Below are 17,540 nucleotides of genomic sequence, written 5' to 3' on the forward strand. Positions count from 1 at the left end.
TGTTTTAATTAAAATTAGAATGATACATTCAAATTAAGTGACCAAGTTCTAAGAGTTGGATATCTTGAAACTGAATCATCATACATATTTCTATAATGATTTGGATAAGGATTATATAAGTCCCAAAGGTTATTACCTGTAATACCTAAAGTAGCTTTTTGAATATTTAATTGTTTCATTGCTTCTTTTGGAAGTTCAAATCCGAAAGTCATATTTCTAATTACACATCTAAAAGTATCCAATTGCCAGAAATCTGATGGTACAAGAGCACTTTCTTGTGCCATATTAGGATATTTACCATTAGGATTATCAGTAGCATCATACATATCTGTCCAGAAAGATTCGTGAGACCAGTCGTTGTGAGCAGATCCTACACCTTGTTTTACTAAGTCAATAGATCTGTAACCTCCCCAAGAAGTTTGAATCTGTGTTCTAAAATAAACAGATTTGTATTTGAATCCTAAATTACTTGTAAAACCGTACGTTCTGTTGTTTTTTGCTAGTTTAACATAATCTTCATTTGCCATAATTCTACCATCAGCACCAGCCTGAGTTTTTGATGATGCATCATAAACACCCGCTGTATCTTCATAAGCTAACATTCCTTTTCTCATTTGAGTTACATTATTGATAGTCAAGTAATTTGGAACTCCACCTACCGCTGTAGCTCTTTCTGTTAAATAATTCCAGTAATTAGCAATATCCTCGTCTGTTCTTAAAATACCATCTCCTGTTGAAGTGCCTTTCCAAGTTTTGAATCCCCATTGTGGGAAAAATGTAGAAGAACCGACTTCTGTTACATTCATGTTTGCATTTGGTCTTGGAAGCGTAGGGTATTGTTTCACTTCATTATCATTAAACGCGAAGTTTATCCCAACATTATAACTAAAGTTTTCTTTAATTTTATCATTCCAGTTTATAGCAAATTCAGTTCCCCAGCTATCTATCGCAGCATAATTAACCTCTGCAAAACCACCTCCTACTGTAATCGGAGTACCTGCTTCTGCTGCCAATCCAATTAAGGCATCTGTTGTTTTATCATAGTAGTAATCTACTGAAAGTGATAATCTATTTTTAAGGAAAGCTACATCAATACCAATATTATTTTTGATTGTTTTATCCCAGTGTACATTTTGATTTGGATTTGGACGTGGTGTAATTCCTCCTCCTAAAAGACCTCCATTTCCACCAAATTGTGCTCCTTTGTCAGCAATCGGCTCGTAAAATTGTAACCATCTCCAGTAATCAATATTATCTTTACCAGTTTTACCAATTGAGTAGCGTAATTTCAAATTATTGATCCAAGAAACATTGTCAGTAAACCAATCTTCTCTAGATACTACCCATCCTAATTGAGCACCTGGGAAAAAGCCCCAATAATTTTCTGGTGCAAACTTAGTAGAAGCATCACTTCTAAAGATAAACTCCACAAGATATTTGTCTTTAAAGTTATAGTTTAAACGTCCTAAGTAAGATTGTGTTCCAGACTCTACTTTTACAGCTTCAGAGTTTGTACTAATAGGCCCAGCAGTAGTACTATTTCCTAAAAAGTCTTTTGAAGTTCCTTCGTAAGCTAAACGAACACGCTTATTCCAAGCTTCTGATTGCTCATAACCGAACATTGCAGATACATTATGATTGCCAAACGTTCTTGCGTATGATGCAAAAAAGTTAGCCTGCATCAATTTATCCAAATCTGTTGTATAGTAAGCTCTTGAACCACGAATATTCGTTTCTGGTTTTCCACCATTCGCAAACTCTGAATTTGGATTTAAGAGGTGATTATCTTGTTTTTCATGATTCACAATTCTTAGTAAATCATAAGGTAATTGAAACTGCTCTGTATAACTGCTTGACTGGCTTCTTGCAAAACTTCCTTTAACACTCAAACCTTTCAAAAATGGCAATTTATACTCCAAAGACAAATTCACATTATAAGAAAACTGTTCTTCAGTTTGTTTTCCAGCATCTAGAGCTGCAAAATAGTTCCATCCTGCAATAGTTGTATTCGCATTTGCACTTCCTAAGTTACGATCTGAACGTGGAAACGGAGACATCCAATACGTTTGATCACCTATTGTAGTTTCCCAAGGAACATACTTTGGCATGTGCAATAAATAAGCATAATCTGCTTGTTCACCTCCAGCTGCAGAACCAAAACTGCTATCGTTTAAGTTTGCCGAAGATTTAGTATATGATTTAACAACATCTGTTGTAATAGCAGAAACGGAAGCAGAGAATTCTAAATCTTGAGAGATTTTGATATTAGTTCCTGTTCTGAAATTCCATTTTTTATAATCTTGCTCTCCTAAGTTAGGACCTTGATCAAAGTACGTGATACCTGCAAAATAAGTAGCTTTTTCAGTTCCTCCACTTGCAGAAAGAGATTGTCTTTGTTGTGTAGCTGGTTTCCAAGCTTTTTTAAGCCAGTCATAATCCAGACTTTTCATTTGCTCAAGCTCTGCAGGAGAAAAATATTTAGAAGTAACAGGATCTAAATTTGAATTTAAAAATCTGTTTTTCCAAATTCCATGCTCATAAGCGCTCATAGTTTTACCATGACTTACCGCATCATTGAAAGAGTATTGACTATAATAAGTAAACTTTGGTTTTCCAGCTTTTCCTCTTTTAGTCTTTACGATAATAGCTCCTTGTGAAGCTCTAGATCCGTAAATCGCCGCAGAACCGTCTTTTAAAACAGTCATACTTTCAATTTCTGAAGGATCCAATTGGTTAAAAGTCTCTAAAGTAGGTTTACCGTTTTGAGGATCAACTTGAACCATATCATCAATAACTACCAATGGAATAGATGAATTACCATCTTTTGAGAATCCAAAAGTTTGACGAATTGCAAGTGTTGCTCCATCTCCAGGACGGCCAGCACCACCTTCAACATTTAAACCTGGAGTTAAACCTCTCAAAGATTCTGCTAAATTTGACACAGGTAAATCTTGAATATCGTCTGGTTTTAAAGATACAATAGCTCCAGTAACATTATTCTTTTTCTGAGAACCGTATGCAACTACTACAATATCATCCAATACATTAGAATCTTCAGATAATTTAGCATCTACAATTGCACGTCCGTTAACTGGAATTTCTAATTTTTTCATTCCGATAAATGAAAACACTAAAGTAGCTCCCGGTTTTACTTTAATTTGATACTTACCATTGAAATCTGTTGTAACCGTATTCTTTGTAGATTTCTCAGTTACATTTACACCAGGAAGAAGGCCTGATACATTATCAGTAACAGCTCCTGTTACCGTAACTTGATTACCTGAGTTTTGAGCATAACTCAATACACTCATCAGTGCAAACAAAAGAAAGCTACATCTTTTTATAAGTGCTTGTTTCATAAATGTTTTTTTTTGGTTAGGTTATTAATTGTTAGTTAGTCATGTTTAATGTGCCTATCTATTAACAAAATTTTTCTTAATGGAATCTTAAATTAATTTTATTAAATGTTTAAAACACATTTATTTTAATATTCCAAAAATATGACGATGACATATTAGAACCGTCCTGCTCTATCCTGTTTTAATCATGTTATTTCAAAAAAAAACAGTCAAAAAAAACAATATTAATAAAAAACGAATAGAAAAAATAAATGAACCCAAATATTTAAGACAATTGTTTGCTTAAAACAAAATTTAGAAACCTATTTTGACTAAAAAACAATAAGATTTATATCAAAAATAAACATATAGTATATATTCTGCAAAACTTAATACTATCTCATCTGATAAATAAGAGCTTATAAAATACCGTTTTTTACGAAAACGATAGAGATAAATACTCTGAGTATATTTTTTTGACGTTAAAAAACTTACAAAAAGACCAACAGGACACCTGCAGGACACTCCAAAAAAAACCTTAATATTTTTTTAATAAAAGATAAGATTTTTAAACGTAAATTCTGACCAACAAATTGTAAATAGCTTTTTTTGAAAATTTTTATTTCAAAATACAAATAAAAAAAGCCCGCTAAATCCTATGATTAGCGGGCTTACTTATTTCGTTTTAAAGATATATGCTCTTGATTGTTTTACAATAGTCAGCAACTCTCAAATCGTCAACTAAATAAATCGTTGTTATTGTCATTTTTGTGGATTCCATCCATTTAAAACTAAATCTCTATCGTATTTTTTAATCTCTTCTTTCTTTAACTGGTGCGACCATGAAACTCTTTGAGAAATATATTTCGCACTGGAACCTTTACTTCCGAATTCTGCATAATACGCCGTTTTATCTTTATCAGGAAAACGAGTGTCAGGCCATGCATTCCAACCTTCAGGAATAATATGCGAACCAATATCTGTATTGATAAAAACCGTTTGAGCGTAAGGCCTCCAAGGTCTTCCTAAAAATACTTGATCTACCGTTTTGTCTTTGGCAGTTAGCTTACAATCGACAAAAACATATCCATACGGCTGTCCTTGCGGAGTTGAAGCCGCAGTAATATAAGAGTTTACTAGACTTTCGATCGTACATTTGTAAAAATAAGCCGTAGCTGCTCCAAAAATAAAATCGGTTGTTCCGTTGATGAAACAGTTTTCGAAATAAATGCGTGTTTTTTCTTCAGATAAATAAAGTGTATCCTGATTGCCTAAAAGATTGCAATTCTTCACAATAACTCTATCACCTTTAATATGAAGCGCCACCGCCTGTCCTACTCTGCCTGCTGTATTTTCAACCGTAAGATTTTCTAGCGTACAATCGTTCGCTTTAATTTGAAATGAATACGAAGTTCCCGTTCCAAAAGCGGTTTTTCCTGACGGATCTTTCTCGCGAAGCGGTTTCCCCGAATAATCATCAAATGAAATTATCGTTTTGTTTCTATCTGTTCCTTTTAAAGTAATGAATGTTTTAGAAACTGGAATTTCTAACTTTTCTTTATAAACTCCAGGTTTTATCGTAATTACAACACGCTTTTCTGAATTGTCTTTTACATTATTTACTGCTTCCTGAATCGTTTTAAAATCTCCCGAGCCATCTTGTGCAACCGTTAAAGTTAATTTATTATCAAGCGTTTGAGCTGATAGAGAAAGTGTTATTAAGAATAAAGTTAGAATGTATTTCATAAATTTTCAGTTTAAGGTTTTAGATAAAGTTTATCTGTAGAGACGCACCGCAGTGCTTCTAGCCCAACGTAACCACAATGTTTGACACATGGCGTAGACGGACTGCAGTGCATATCTACAAAGATTAGCGATTCACTGTGAGGAGCTACTTGTGTGTCCTTCGACTCCGCTCAGGAGGACAATCTTTGTGGTAAATCTTTGCCGAGCTACTTGCGAAGATTTCTCCTTCGTCGAAATGACAAAATACATGATTAAAATCCGTTTTAATCTGCGTTTTCGCGATAGCGAATCCGTAAAATCCGCGTCCTAGCAAACTAGTGCGACATCCAAACCGTCATTTCTCCTTGCCCTTTATTTCCCCATGCAAAATAGGGAACCAATTTTACAGGAACAGAAACAGCATCTTTAGAAGAAAGAGGTTTGTATAAAGTCTTATTCCAAGAATTATTTGGATTAATTACTGCTTCTGCCTCAATGCTCACTAAATTTCTATTGTTTAAAGTAAAGTTGTTCGTTGTAAATTTCGAATTCAGTTTTAAAGCCACATCGTTTACGCTTGTTTTCGCCGGCAACTGATCTGATTCTAAACAATATACCAAAGGCCCTCTTTTTACAGCAACCTGATTTTTAACTTCTTCCACTAACGGATTCGCTTCCATCAACTCAACTGGCATTGGAAGATTCAATTCAATTACATCTCCTTTTTTCCATTTTTGATTTAATTTCAAATAAGTTCCAGAAACGATTTGATCCGTAATTTTTGAATTATTAACTGAAATTTCCGCATTCTGACTCCAACCTGGAATTCTTAAAAAGAAAGCCTGTAAATCTTTTGGTGCTTTTACGATTTTTAAAGTGATTTTTCCATCCCACGGATAATTCGTCTGTTGTTCGATTTCTAAAGCTTCTCCGTTTAACGATTTTGTATTCAAAGTGTTACTTCCATATAAATTCACATACAAACCTTCTTTCGAAAGATTGTAAGCGTAATTTCCAACTTCTGCAATTGTTCTCGTTACGTTTGGTGCACAACAATTTGACAAAGCAATATAACCTTCACGCACATTTCCCCATCTTTGGTGAAAAGGCAGATCTAAAGAAACATTCAGCGGATTGTTGTAAAGGAATTTTTCTCCTTCTAAATCCATTCCAGAAAGTACGCTGTTATAAAGTGCTAATTCCACAATATCCGCATATTTGGCATCTCCAGTAATCTGAAGCATTCTCCAGTTCCATAATACATTTCCAATATTGGCACAAGTTTCCGTGTGAGCCGTTGCATTTGGCAATTGAAAAGGTCTTCCGTAAGCCTGATGAATCTTCTGCACCACAGTCGGGTCATAGGAAGTTCCGTCTGGCGAAACGCCGTCATACAACGAACCACAGCCTCCAGTAATGTACATTTTACGATAGGTTACATCATCCCAAATTGATTCTAAATTATCTAGCAATTTCTTTTCTCCGGTTTCAGCATATAAATCGGCCACTCCTGCGTATAAATAATTCGCTCTTACAGCGTGTCCCATCGCCGTAGTCTGCTGTCTAAATGGAACTCTGTCCTGATTATCATCAGTTCCGTCACTTGTTGTTCCTTTAATGTCGATCAAATTATTGGCTAATTCCAGATACTTAGGATTTTTGGTTGTACGATACATTTCGACAATTCCCATATAATGTGACGGACAAATGGCATTTCGCGCTAATTCAGGCGAAGCTTTTTTGTAGAAATCATATAAGAAATCGGCAACACCTTTGGCGATAATAAGAAAATTATCTTTCCCAGTCGCACGATAATGAATACAAGCTGCAGTCATTAAATGTCCCATATTGTATTTCTCAAAACCCAATTGTTTTTTCACTTCTTCTGGACCTAAAGTTCCCCAGCGTTCATCAATTAAAACGGGCGTGTGAATATAACCGTCTTTGCGCTGTACTTTCGCGAAAAGCGCAATCGCCTTATCCATTTCAGCATCGAGTTTTTTGTCTTTTGTAATGGCGTATGTTGCTGCCATTCCTTCAAAAATCTTGTAGAAATCACCATCATGAAAAGAAGGCCCTTTAAAAGTGCCTTTGCTTAATCCTGCAGCAATTTCGAAGTTTTTGTAAGCGTGTGAAGTCTCACTATGGTACAAATCCCACATGTACGGAAGCGTATTTTTGGTCTCCACATCAAATTGTTCTTTCCAAAATCCGTTAGTCCATTTTACGTCTTGAAGTCCAACGCTTTGCAATTTCGAATACGGACTTTGTGAATTTGCTACCAAACCCTTATTTTGCGCCACTACACCAGCACTAACAAAAAACAAGCTAAGGGAAACATTTAATAAATTTTTCATTTTGTATTTTTTTTGAACCTTATAAGCTATATAAGTTCATTTAAACTAAACTTTTTTGAAACCATATAAGTGATATAAGTTCATTCAAGCCACTTTTTTAAACTTAAAAAATTAAATTCGAGCCAACTTAAATTTTCTTACATAACTTATATGGTTAAAATTATTTTACAAAGAAATTGATCGTTCGGCTCATAGAATCTCCATCTGCATCTTTTACAATAATGACAAACGACGCAAATCCTTTATCTGAAGCAGTGAACTGAATTTCCTTTCCTTTTAAACTCACTTTTCCGTTTTTAACTTCAGAGAAAGTGTAGACTGGTTTGTTGTCATAACCTTTAAAAAAATCTGCAACAGCTAAAACTTTTTTATCTTTTAAATTGATAAAATAATGAGGCTGCGCCAACCAATCTAAATAATTATCCAATTGCGTAAATCCGTCTTTATCGGTATCAGAATTCGCATCTGAGAAATCTCCTGCTGGTGAATTTTCATTTAAACCAAAAGCTTTTTCCCACCAGTTTGGTAGTCCGTCATGATCCGTATCCCAATCTGTCGGACGAGTTTCTGACGGAAAATTAGGCCATCCTCCCGCATCTGCTTCATTGTCAATCATTCCGCCTAAACCGCTTTTACTGCCTTTATAAGTAAAAGTTCCTTTTTTAGTTTCCTCAATAATTCGGTTATCGTGTTTGTCAAAAAACGGCTGATTTGCTCCAACATCCGAAAGAACATTTTTATAAGCTCCATTTGCCGATTGCGTTTGCACGAAAGAATCAAAAAATGGCTTATTTACAAACGTTTCGTATTCTACCATTTCTTTATTGGTAATCGTCATTTTTCTTCCTTTATCCTGCGTTTTTTCGTCGAAATAACCCGGCATAACGTTTCCGTCAAAGAAATAGCGTTGCATTCCTTTTCCAACACCTTCGTGCTGTGCATTCAAAGCAACAAAAATTCCAGTTGAAGCGCCTGGTTTGTAATAGTTATTAACGAAATTTACTTCATTGGCGCCGCCATCTGTTGCACGTTTTCCCCAGTTGTACACGACATTATTTCTAATATCAAGTCTTCCTGTATAAAATCCGTCACCGCTTAAACCACCTCCAATACTCCAGTTACGGCCTTGGTTGTGCGCTAATAAATTATGGTGAAAACTTCCGATATCTCCGCCAATTGTAGCCGCATATCCATGCATTTTTCCAGCTTCGTATTTATCGTGTCCTGCCACATTTAAAGCCTCGGAAATTAAAGTTCGCTGCAACGTAATATGATGCGCACCACGCGAACTAAACGATTCATCAATCGTCCAGCTAATCGAACAATGATCGATAATACTGTAATCGGCACCAGTTAATCCCATGCCGTCAAACGTTTTCCCTCCTCCGATTCTCACTTTCAAAAAGCGGATCACACCGTCATTTCCTGTCAGACCAATTGGAGCTCTGGTTACCGTGATTCCTTCGCCTGGAGCCGTTTGTCCTGCAATCGTAATATAAGGCTGATTGACAACCAATCTTGAAGCCAGTTTAATATTTCCCGAAACATTAAAAACAATCGTTCTTGGCCCGATTTCCTGATTCACCGCGTCGCGCAAACTTCCCGGACCGTCATCATTTAAATTCGTTACTTCGATAACTTTTCCGCCACGTCCTCCTACCGCATAACGCCCGTAACCTTCCGCTCCCGGAAAAGCCAGTTGAGCAGGTTTAAACGACCATATATTTCCTAAAGTTTCCTGACCCTTATTATCCACTTCATCCACTCTCCAATAATAGGTTGAACCGCTGTACAAATCAGAAACTGAATAATTATTATCTACTAATTTTCCTTTAAATTCTTTAGAAGATTCGGTTGCATTGGCAACAGCGTCTTTATCCAAACCAAAATATAATTTATGAGCTGAACCATTTTTTGAAGCCTCCCATTTTAAAATCACATTTTTGGTTACTTCAACATGCTCGTCTCTGTTTTTTGGTTCTGGAGAACGAGCCTGATTCATCAAGTTTGGCGTATCCAATTCAAAACCGTTAATCACGATTTGTTTTACAATATCAGGATTGTTTGTCGCATCAATTTCAAAACGAACAATCACATCCTTTCCTTTTTCGGCATTGAAAGTGATATAAGCCATTGAAGCATCAACTTTCGCATTCGCTCGCTGACTGGCATTTACCGTTTCTTGAAGTTTACCGTTGACGAAGATTTTTATCGGAGAAAAAGTTTTTCCTGTAATGATATCAAACGCATTATGAAACGTCAAAAGCGTATGCTTTCCTGCCGTTAAACCACTGATTTTTAATTGTAATTTTTCAGCCGTAATCAATCCATCGCTTCCTAATTTATTATAAAATGGTGCGCTCATTCCAACCTTGTACCATTTTGAACTGAAGTTTCCTTTTAATTGAAAAGTTACTCCGTTAAAAGTCTTCTGGTCTTCTTTGTTTTCATTGATTACCCAAGCTTCATAACTTGGATCATGAACTTCTTCTAATCTTCTTTGGAAAAAGTCAAAATCGACTTTTACAATCTGTTTGTCGGCATTTTGTGCCTGTCCATTTACTGCTAAAAGCGTGGTTAAAGCAAATGAACTTATTAATTTTTTAATCATTTCAAGTTAGTTTTTTCTGTTTCTGATTTTCCAATCAGGTTTATAATGTCTTTTTTTCTTTCTTCTGGAATCACTTTTAAAACCTTTAATTCTCCGTTAATGAGCTCAGCTTCAATAGTAGTGTTTTGTTTGGCATGTAATTTAAAATGAACATTCCAATCTTTTGGCCATGCCGGAAAAAGATAGATTTTCCCGTCTGCTTCCTGCAATAACATTTCCTGCATGCCTATCATTCCCGAGCCTCCCCAATTATGATCTGGAACCCAGTCAAATCCCGGTCCCCAAAATGCTGGGAATCTTCTTTCTGAATTCGCCATTTTCAGCAGATTGTATTTTTTGGCTTCTTCGGTCAAACCTAATCTTGCTGAGAAAATATTGTCTTGTTTCCAACCCACATGACTTCTAAATTTTAAAGCATCTGGATCGTATTTCCATGTATTTAAAGCCATTTCTAAATCTGGTTTTCCGACGCCGTAAATTCCCCATGGATAAACAGGATACAATTGCGGAACCTCTGTATTATTTACTCGTTCCCAAGTTTTAGCAGGAACTAAAACTTTATGATTCTCAATCTGACCAAAATTTAAAGGCGGAATTCTGTTTTGAAATGCTTTTAGATAATCGACTTCTTCTTTTGATAATTCTTTCTGCGAAAGGTTTAAAAGCTGTTCCGTAATTACTTGCAAAGCCGAAATCGTACTGTTTGAATTATTCGTCATCTTATAGGTTTCAGCCCCCGAACCCGGATAAAGAATTAATTTTCCGTTTCCGTCCAAAGCTTTTCTGCCTCTTTGTTTCGCTAAATATTGATAATGTTCATCGAAAAAACGAAGACAGCTAATAATAAACTGATTGTATTTCTGAATGTCTTCTTTAGCATATTCTTTTTGCTGAAGCATCATTTGGCAGAATTCAAAAACCGTGTCCCATTCGTATTCCAACCAAGCGTTATATTCCATTCCTGGATCGTAATCAGCTGGACGTTTCCATTCGTATTCAGCAGGATTCGGAAGTCCAAAGTTTTCTAATTGTTCTGTGAAAGAAGCGCCGTTGTGTTTCCAATACACTTTACTGCGTAATTCGGCATTTTTCTGAATCGTTAAATAATAATTCAATTGCGATTTCATCATATCAAAATCACCGCTTTTTACCATCGGAAAATAAACCAATCGCTGGTTTTGAGCCGTCATCGTTCCTCCGCCCCAATTTCTAAAATCGGGTGTGAAATTCAGATCCTTATTCGTGTAAACAGGATCAACCGTAAAAAGTCCGCCATTGAATTTCGTTGGATATTTTCCGTACGCATTGCATCCCAACATGTATCGAAACAACTGATAATTCTGTCCAATCTGATAAACCGAATCTTTAGCGGCCGATTGGTTTTTCTGCGTAAAAATAAAACTGCGGTTCCAGAAATTATTCCACCATTTTATGGTGTTTTTTTCTGCTTGTTTCGTTGTGTTTTTATTTGCATTAATCAAACTTTTCAGTCCATTATTCCAAGTCGAAAAGTCAGTTTGAGCGGTGTTTAAATAAATTTCTAATGAATGTTTTCTCGAAGGTTTTACACTTGTTAAATTAAAACCTTTGAAATCGGTGTCCTGATATTTTCCTAGATAGGTTCCGTCTGGTTTTAAGTTATCGCCTTTTATGAACCCGCCGAAAGTCAGATTGGCAATCGGGTTCATCATTTCGTCTTTAACCGATTCCATTTTCTGCTGTTTTACGGCAACATCAAAAACGGTCTGTTCACGATTTCTATGATAAAATTTAAGTCCGTTATTTTCAAAAGCAATCGAATCTTTAAAAATAAATAGATCGCCCTGAGTCGCCCATTTATAAGAATTGGCATTGTTTTCTTTTCCTTTTGATTGATGATTCTGATAACGCCAGCTTTCATAAGAAGCCGTCATTTTCAACGGATTTTTACTTTCTAAATCAACATGAATAATCGGTTTAAAAACATCTACCCAAAGTTTGATTTTGGTATCATTCTGCCCAACCAAAACGTAGCCGTCTCTGAGTTTCAATTCCTGACGAAAACCGTCTTTCCCTTCAAACGGATTTGGACTTAAAGTAATTTTTACACGACCTAATTTCAATAAAGTATTATGTTCATCAAAAGTCCCACTTCGTGAAAAATAAAAATACAAATCGCCTTTCTCTACCCAGACATTCATACCGATATCACCACCTCCCAAAGGCATAGATTCTGACGAATTCTGGCTTTGCGTTGTCCAAACCTGATTGTAAGTATCGAGTACAGGAATTTGCGCTTTAAGACAAAGCGTGGTAAAAAGAGAAAATAGAAATATTAAATTTTTCAACATACTAATTTTTATATAGAATACTGTTTTTAAACCATATAAGTTATATAAGATAATTTAAGTTGCTACCTAAAATTGAAACTTGTAAGGTTTAAAAAAGAACATAAAAGATAAATTTAAGCGAAGCTTTAAATTTTGACTTACATTTCCTTAAAACACAATCCAAACACAAAGCTTAAATTGTCTTATATAACTTACATGGTTTAAAAAAAGACCTACCATTCATCCGTTCTAAACGAAGAAACCGGCAGACCGCCTGCACTGAATAATTCCGCTTTCGCGAAATCTTTCCATAGATATCTAATTGCAACTGGCTTTTTAACTTTATCTGAGGTCAAAACCACTGATTTTCTTCTCACAACCGTTTTGGCAGGATAAAAAACTTTGTCTTCGCCTGCAATTTCAAAACCTAAAACTTCCTTGTCATAAGACGTAATTCCGTTCGCCACATCATCAAAAGAAACCGTTACAGCGCCATCTTTTATCTCCATAGATTTGTATTTCGGACTTTCAAATTCGAAACCTTCAATTCCGTACGTTCGTGCCAAAGCCTGAAAAGCCAATCTATTCCCGCCCTTTTCTTTGTCCATTGGATGAATATTATTCTCCTCTCCAACGTCCATTAAAACCGCCATTGCCGAATTCGAAATTTCCTTCGAAGCTTTAAACTGCGCTTCTCTCAAATAAGCCGAATTGTATTTCTCTAAATAATCTTTTGGATGAAATGAAGCATAATTAAACGGTGCAATCTGAGCAAAATAAAATGGAAAATCGCCTTGATTCCACATCTTTCTCCAACTGCTTACCATTTTCTTCATCAAAGCGGTATATTCATTTGCTCTTTCATAATTCGATTCGCCCTGATACCATATACAGCCTTTGATTCCGTAACCAATTACTGGCGAAAGCATTCCGTTAAACAAAGTCGTTGGAACACGATTTGGATCTTTTACCAATTCTTCTTTTGTAGTCGGAATTTTAGCACTAGCGAAATCTTTCAGCATTTCCTTGTTCATCCATGCTTCCATGCTTGAACCGCCGTACGAAACATGAATCAACCCCACGGGAACATTTAAAACTTCCTGCAAAAGCGATCCGAAATACCAAGCCGTTGCACTAAAATTGGAAGTTGATTTTGGAGAAGCTTCTTCCCATTTTCCTTCAAAATCTTCTTTTGGTTCTAAAACCGTCGCACGCGGAACAGTAATTAAACGAATGTTTTTATTGGCTGATCTTACAATGATTTCGTTTCCGTTTTTAACTGGCTGTCCTTGAAATCCTTTCAAAGGCATTTCCATATTGGATTGTCCTGAACAAAGCCAGACTTCGCCGATTAAAATATTTTTGATGGTTACTTTTTCTGTTCCTTCATTTACTTCAATTGTAAAAGGTCCGCCTGCGGTTGGCGTTTGCAATTGGTTTTTCCATTTTCCAGAAGCATCGGCTTTAGTTTTATAAATTTTAGAATCCCATGATGTTTTGATTGTAACATTGGCATTGTTTTCTGCCCAGCCCCAAATTGGTGCATTTGATTTTTGCTGTAACATCATATTGTCCGAAAACAATGCAGGCAGTTTGATTTTTGCATTGATTTGAAGGCTTAGAAAAACCGTTAAAATTGCAATGATTGATTTTTTCATTTTTATTTGTGTTTTATTAGCCACGAATTCACGAATTTTTTAAAATCTGATTTGAGATTAATTCGTGAATTCGTGGCGAAAAAAATTATTTTTCTTTTACAATACTTACTGGTCCCAACAATCCAGCTTTCAACAACGGATTACCTTCCAATCTAAATGCTGCTGTTGTCCACGTTAATCTTTCTTCCTTTGGCAATTTTTGATCACCAATTAAGCGGTTTGCCCACGTATTGGTAACTTTTATTACAATTGTATTTTTTCCTTTTTGTAATACCTTTGAAATGTCTGTTTTAAATGGAAAAGTCCAAAGCGTTCCACAATCTTTTCCGTTGATGAAAACTTCGGCGATATTAGCAACTTCACCTAAATCCAGCCAGATCTTATCAGTATCTTTTCCTTTCCAGATAAACTCTTTTTTATAAACCACAGTTCCAGAATAATACTTAATCTGATCGTTTGCAGAAGTACTCCAATCAAAAAGTTTATTAGTTTTTATTACTTCTTTCGGACCTTTAAATTCTGGATCAAATTGCAATTCCCAATTTTCGTCTAAAACTTGAATTTTTTCAAATTCAGCAGCTTTTGCTTTCGCTAAAACTTCTTTTGATTCTTCTTTAAAAATCACAAAACCAGATTCGTTAGCTTCTAAAGTCACTGAAACAATTGTTCTCTCATTTTCTATTTTCCAATTGGCTAAAGCCGAAGTTCTATCCGTAACTGGATTGTACCATTGTGGAACTTTTCCTGCAATTCTGAAAGAAGCTTCAAACGTTCTTTTTTCTGATTTTTGATTTGAAAGAAAATAAACTTCTTCATTTTCTGCTTTTCTATGAGCCCAAGCAATCGTTTCTGAATCGGCTCTGTTTAAATTCGGAAAATAAACGTCTTGTGCAATTCCGATGGAAGCAAAATCATTTCCTAAATAAGGTAATTTTACAACTGTTCCTTTTCCAATTTTCCATGAACTTGAATTAGCATTATTCCAGATTTCATTAATTACATTTTGCCATTTCTTTTGATTTTCTTCGGATTGAATTCCCGGCTGAATCGTTGGTTTATACTCTACAAAAATCGTTGCGCCATCTTTTAGCAACTGCAGGATTTTTTCGGCGGAAGCCAAAGATAAAATCTTATTTGGCGCCATTTTATGACTTCCTGGAAACAATAAAGCACCATATTCGATTCCATTTTCAAAAGTTACTTTTCCGTTTATAACTTTTGCTCTATTAATTAAAACATCAGCATTAAAAGAATCGTATTGATAACCGTTTAACGGATTAATCCATTGCGATAAATCGGTGATATTTTTCGAATACGTTACTTCTTTTGGCATTTTGGCTGTCGGCTGACCTTCATTTTCCAAACGGATTTTCTCGCTCTCTAATCTTTCTTTTCCAAACACATTCGGAATAAAAGGCACCAAACGATCCGGTACAAAAGAGCGAGAAGGAAAATCTTCACCAATAAAAATCGCCAGATCAATTACTGGTTTTCCTTTTTGCAATTGAAACTGAACGCGCTGACAATAATCAAACCATGCTTGTCCGGGTTTCCACCAAGTTTGGTCTCTTTGAAAAAAAGTTCCGATATCGTCCAGAGTCATTCCTGGTTTTCTGTCCGTCCAAGGGTTATGCACAAAAACATGGAAAAATAATCGGTTGATTCCTAAAGCATAATTGCGGTCTGCCGTAGTTTTCAAGTTTCCGGGATGTTCATCCCAATCCATTCTCAAAGCCGTAAAAGATTCTGCCTGAATAATGTCTTTTCCGTAAATATGTCCGCCCGAAATGGCATCGACCATATCAAAAGGTTTGTCGTGCGTTGGACTTTTCAGCCAAAATTCACCGCCCGGATAATCGACATATTTATAATGCAATAAAGCATCGCTCATCATGGTTGGCGCCACGTTTTCAGAACTTAATTTTACGTTGTATTCTTTTGCAATTTGCGCTATCGTTGCGTAGAAATTATCGGCAACCAAATCGGCAATAGTTTTACGTACATCATATAAAATTTTCTCTGAAAAGTCAGCGCTTTCAATCGGAATTCCCGCCATAACCGGCAGATATTCTACCAAATCATAACCACGTCTTTTTTTGAATTCATCTCTAAAAACCGAAGACCAGTTTTGGCTTCCGCATTCCCAACTATCAAAATGCAGGATTTCCAGCACTTTTGAAGCCAGTTCTGGACCCGCAGAACGAACGGCTTCTCCAAACCAATGATCCAATTGAAAACGAATTAATTCGGGATTAAATTTGTCTACTTCCAAACCTTTTCCTGCTCCACCCGTTGCATTTTCATGACCTGTAGAAGTGTGTCCCATTCGGATGATTTTCCATTTTCCTTTTGGCGCTTTCCAGTTTAGATTTCCGTCAGCATCCACAAAGCCGGATATATTTATAATTTCTGATTTTTTAAATGCATCAGAATTTGGAATTTCTTTTTCAGTAGTCTGTGGAGTCAAACGCCAGATTGCCCCCGATTTTCCTTCGTAATTATTAATTAAAGACTGATTTGAAAGTGTAATTTTACTCACTTTCAAATTCTGTTTCCATTTTGCAAAATCCAAATCTTCAGCACCTGGTTCTGTTCCTTTCGGATCGTAAACAAATCGGAAATATTTTGCGGTAACAGGCTTAACGGTATGGGTATTCGGAAAATCCATGTCCTGCCAGCCGTGTCGCGGTGCAATCAGTCTTTCGTGGAATTTAAAATGAACGCCGTCGTCACTCACTTCAACGATTAAACGCTGTGCCTGATAATCTCTTCCTTTAGTTTCAATTACAATGGATTTGCAGGTAAATGGCTTTTCAAATTCGTATTGAATCCATCCTGCATCGGCAAATTTGAAATTTTCGTCTTTTTTAGGATCTGCCAAAAACGAAGCATCGGTATTATTGGAGGTCGTTACTTTTGGTAATGGATTATGCGAGGTAGTTTCGTATTCTTTTATTGGAATTGCAAAAACCGCAATGTCTTTATAATAGTCTTTATAATGTTCTGGAACTGGCAGTTTTGAAACTATTTTTTTTCCACCTACAATTTCAGTCGTTGACCAGACTACTTTCTGCATCGACATTTCTGGTGTAATCCACGGACCGCCTGCAACGGCAAATCCGTCTGCTCCGTGAAAAGCGAGCTTCAATCCTAAACGACCAGCTTCTTGAAATGCCCAGTGAATCATATCCCAAAACTCTGGACTCAGCTGTAAAACTGGCGGATCAATCAATGGCGGATTGGCTGGGCCTTTTATAGTCATTAAATACGCACCAGCAATTCCGTTTTGTTTCATGGCTTCTAAATCGGCTGTGATTCCCGCTTTAGAATAGGCCGATTTCATCCAATACCAATACACCCAGGTTTTGGAGGATTCTAATGTTGGCTGAAAAGAGTTTTCTTTTTTATGGACTTCCTGCGCAGAGACGAAGCTTGCGAATAGGAGGATAAAAAAGAGGTGTTTTTTGTTGGGCATTTTTATGTTGTTTTGTCATTGCGAGGAACGAAGCAATCTCATACCGAGAGCAACTAAGTGTGATTGC

General features: G+C 36.1%; 7 protein-coding genes. All 7 read right to left on the reverse strand.

Features of this window, described 5'->3' with window-relative positions:
• Positions 1-14 precede the first annotated feature (14 nt).
• A complete protein-coding gene (locus tag ACWA1F_RS16245; protein ID WP_456895071.1) occupies positions 15-3,359 on the reverse strand; it encodes a SusC/RagA family TonB-linked outer membrane protein in 3,345 nt (1,114 codons plus the stop codon).
• A 741-nt stretch (positions 3,360-4,100) separates the two neighbouring features.
• Positions 4,101-5,084 carry a pectinesterase family protein gene (locus tag ACWA1F_RS16250; protein ID WP_456895073.1) on the reverse strand — a complete coding sequence of 328 codons (984 nt, stop codon included), beginning with the start codon at positions 5,082-5,084 and terminating at the stop codon, positions 4,101-4,103.
• Positions 5,085-5,398: 314 nt separating this feature from the next.
• Positions 5,399-7,420 carry an aceric acid hydrolase gene (locus ACWA1F_RS16255; protein ID WP_456895075.1) on the reverse strand — a complete coding sequence of 674 codons (2,022 nt, stop codon included), beginning with the start codon at positions 7,418-7,420 and terminating at the stop codon, positions 5,399-5,401.
• Between the two features lie 160 nt (positions 7,421-7,580).
• Positions 7,581-10,031: a pectate lyase family protein gene (locus ACWA1F_RS16260; RefSeq protein ID WP_456895077.1), complete on the reverse strand. Its 2,451-nt coding sequence runs from the start codon at positions 10,029-10,031 to the stop codon at positions 7,581-7,583.
• A complete protein-coding gene (locus tag ACWA1F_RS16265; protein ID WP_456895079.1) occupies positions 10,028-12,361 on the reverse strand; it encodes a DUF5703 domain-containing protein in 2,334 nt (777 codons plus the stop codon). The genes ACWA1F_RS16260 and ACWA1F_RS16265 overlap by 4 nt, the downstream gene beginning before the upstream one ends.
• 212 nt (positions 12,362-12,573) lie before the next feature.
• Positions 12,574-13,998 (reverse strand): sialate O-acetylesterase, encoded by a 1,425-nt coding sequence (locus ACWA1F_RS16270; protein ID WP_456895081.1) that lies wholly within the window; start codon positions 13,996-13,998, stop codon positions 12,574-12,576.
• An 85-nt stretch (positions 13,999-14,083) separates the two neighbouring features.
• Entirely contained in the window at positions 14,084-17,473 is a 3,390-nt protein-coding gene (locus ACWA1F_RS16275; RefSeq protein WP_456895083.1) for a glycosyl hydrolase, read from the reverse strand.
• Between the last annotated feature and the right edge of the window lie 67 nt (positions 17,474-17,540).

Source organism: Flavobacterium erigeronis (genome assembly GCF_054075165.1).

What these genes read in the sequence shown, in the direction of transcription:
- ACWA1F_RS16245 (WP_456895071.1), bottom strand. Translation starts at nt 3,359, where the DNA reads ATGAAACAAGCACTTATAAAAAGATGTAGCTTTCTTTTGTTTGCACTG.
- ACWA1F_RS16250 (WP_456895073.1), bottom strand. Translation starts at nt 5,084, where the DNA reads ATGAAATACATTCTAACTTTATTCTTAATAACACTTTCTCTATCAGCT.
- ACWA1F_RS16255 (WP_456895075.1), bottom strand. Translation starts at nt 7,420, where the DNA reads ATGAAAAATTTATTAAATGTTTCCCTTAGCTTGTTTTTTGTTAGTGCT.
- ACWA1F_RS16260 (WP_456895077.1), bottom strand. Translation starts at nt 10,031, where the DNA reads ATGATTAAAAAATTAATAAGTTCATTTGCTTTAACCACGCTTTTAGCA.
- ACWA1F_RS16265 (WP_456895079.1), bottom strand. Translation starts at nt 12,361, where the DNA reads ATGTTGAAAAATTTAATATTTCTATTTTCTCTTTTTACCACGCTTTGT.
- ACWA1F_RS16270 (WP_456895081.1), bottom strand. Translation starts at nt 13,998, where the DNA reads ATGAAAAAATCAATCATTGCAATTTTAACGGTTTTTCTAAGCCTTCAA.
- ACWA1F_RS16275 (WP_456895083.1), bottom strand. Translation starts at nt 17,473, where the DNA reads ATGCCCAACAAAAAACACCTCTTTTTTATCCTCCTATTCGCAAGCTTC.